General features: G+C 47.1%; 2 protein-coding genes. Both read left to right on the top strand.

Going from position 1 to position 2,644, the window contains the following annotated elements:
• Window positions 1-1,646, top strand: a 1,646-nt coding sequence (locus Q0C15_RS02600; protein WP_297215760.1) for a DNA topoisomerase, incomplete at its 5' end; no start/stop codon positions are given.
• Window positions 1,630-2,496, top strand: coding sequence for a presenilin family intramembrane aspartyl protease PSH (locus Q0C15_RS02605; RefSeq protein WP_297215763.1), 867 nt, complete (start codon window positions 1,630-1,632; stop codon window positions 2,494-2,496). The genes Q0C15_RS02600 and Q0C15_RS02605, both read left to right, overlap by 17 nt.
• Window positions 2,497-2,644: the final 148 nt, after the last annotated feature.

The following is a 2,644-nucleotide window of genomic DNA, read 5'->3' on the forward strand; positions in this document are numbered from 1 at the left end:
CACTGCATGTGGTATTCGACAAGGACGGGAAATTCGTTGCTAGATATCCTGAAAACATAAAGGATAAAAACATCGCGGAAAACATATTCAATTCGATCAATGGAAAGAATGGTAGGGTTGTCTCCTACAGATCGAGGGACGAATCCATAAGGAGGCCGGCTCCATTCAGCACAACTGAGTTTCTCAGGGAAGCTTCAAGAATAGGAATAATGCCGTCTAAAGCCATGAGCATAGCCGAGAATCTTTACATGAGGGGCCTGATAAGCTACCCAAGGACTGACAACACAGTCTATCCGAGATCCATAAATCTGAAGTCCGTCCTGAAGAAGCTTGAAAATACCTCATATTCAAAGTATGTCAAGGAGATAGAATCATTCGATAGGATACTTCCATCCAGAGGTAGAACGGAAACGACTGATCATCCGCCCATATATCCCGTGGATGCGCCTAAGGAGGATCTCAAGGGCGATTATGCCCGCGTTTACGATCTCGTGCTGAAACATTTCCTCTCAACGCTGTACCGGGACGGCAGCAAAACCGTGACCGAAGCAGAGATCGATATAGCAGGTCACATATTCCTTGCCAATGGGCAGCGCACCACGGACATGGGCTGGATGCAGATATACGGTTATGAGCCCAGGGATGTTTACCTTCCACAGCTGGTTGAAGGCGAGGAGGTGAAGGCGGTAGACTGGAAGATGGAAGAGGATGAGACAAAACCGCCACCGAGATACGATATGTCAGCTCTGCTGAAGAAGATGGAGGACCTAAATCTAGGAACAAAGAGCACGAGACACGACATCATAGGCAAACTAATAGAAAGGGGCTTCATAGAGGGAAATCCTGTCAGGCCAACGCCACTTGGCATGGCATTCATAGATGCGGTGAGGTCCGTGAACTCGCACATTGCAGATCCTGAGATGACCGCGAAGCTGGAGCAGGATATGGACAGGATAGAGAGGAATGAGATGAGGAAGGCTGAGGTCGTGGAGGAATCGAAGAGAATGCTCCATGAGGTGCTGAGTCATTTCATGAACAGAACCGAGTCTGTGAGGGAGATAATAACAAAGGGACTTAATTCCGGGCAGGACATAGGAAATTGTCCCTTCCATGAGGGCAAGAGGATAATGCTCATGAAGGATCGATTCACCTATACGATAAGATGCGAAGATCCGTCGTGCAGGATAAACTTCAAGATAAAGAGGAACGGCTCAGTTTCACTCTCAGATGAAAAATGCCCTGTGTGCGGGCTTCCAATGATCAGAATAATAAGAAAGGGACAGTCTCCGGAGATCAAATGCATCGATCCTGACTGCGCCTTCAACAGGGAGAACGATGACTATGGGGAATGCCCGTCGGATCATGGGCGTCTCGTCCTCAGGCAATCCAAATACGGAAAACGGTTCCTGGGGTGCAGCAACTACCCGAAATGCACCGTAACCTATCCGCTCCCGCAGATGGGTAAGATAATTAAGACTGGTGAAACGTGCCAGTATTGCGGCGCGCCAATACTGGCAGTATCAAGGGGTGGCAGGAGATGGAAGTTCTGCCCGAATATGAGCTGTGAATACAACAAGAAGCGCAAGACATCGGAAGGTACCGATAAGAAAGAAAGAAGAACGAGGAAAAATGCGAGCAAAAGCTGAACTTATATCTATGGCTATATTCGTACTTTCATCGCTGCTTGCGATACTTCTAGCTGTTGCCATATACAACTCCGAGCCATCTTCCTATGCGCACAGATCCCCTACCTACGGCATTGGCTATGTTTTCATATACATAATCGCAGCCTTTCTCTTCTCCTTTGTGATAATATATCTTGGCAGAAAAAGAAGATTGAGAATATTCAGGGTCATCTACTCCATAGTGGTTGCATACGTGATATTCTATGTCTTCCTCATACTCCTCTCAATCTTCCTGTACAATGTTTACGTAATTTTTGCAGCCTCCATAGCCATAGCAATGATCTTCTTCTACCTGATGCTGTTCAGAAACGAATGGTACATTACCGATTCTGCTGGATTCTTCCTTTCTGTGGGAATATCATCGATCTGGGGCATCACCTTCGGCGTATGGGCTGCGGTTGCCTTCCTCGTAGCCTTTGAGATCTACGATTACATCGCGGTATACAAGACAAAACATATGATAAGCCTTGCACGATATGCTGTGGATTCTGATCTGCCCATGCTCTTTGTCCTTCCTGAAAACAGAGGTTTCAGCATGCGCGGACTAACCTTCGATAACCGTGGAGAAGGAAATGTATTGATGATAGGATTTGGAGACATAGCGCTTCCAAGCATAATGGTCGTTTCCTCTGCCATATACGGAATAGCGCATATTCTGTTCTTCACCCTTCTGCCTCTGGTCGGCGGACTTGTTGGCATGGCAGTGCTATATTTCTGGAACCGCGACAGGCCTGCTCCAGGACTACCATATATTAACACCGGAACAATAGTAGGCTTTCTCATCGCATTCCTTGTGTTTCGTGTTTTCTGAAATGCACTTGATCACGGGTGCTATGTGGAATAGTCAACTACCTTTCTCTGACAGAATGGACTTGTTGCTGGTCTCCCCTCCACCTGTGAGTGAAGTTTCATTGAACCGCAACGATCGGCTGGCTGACAGCAGCCTGAAGTACTCAGAT

Source organism: Thermoplasma sp. (genome assembly GCF_023256435.1).
Classification (GTDB): domain Archaea; phylum Thermoplasmatota; class Thermoplasmata; order Thermoplasmatales; family Thermoplasmataceae; genus Thermoplasma.

Excerpts from the sequence above, each read along its gene's own strand:
- Q0C15_RS02605 (WP_297215763.1), top strand. The coding sequence starts at position 1,630 with ATGCGAGCAAAAGCTGAACTTATATCTATGGCTATATTCGTACTTTCA.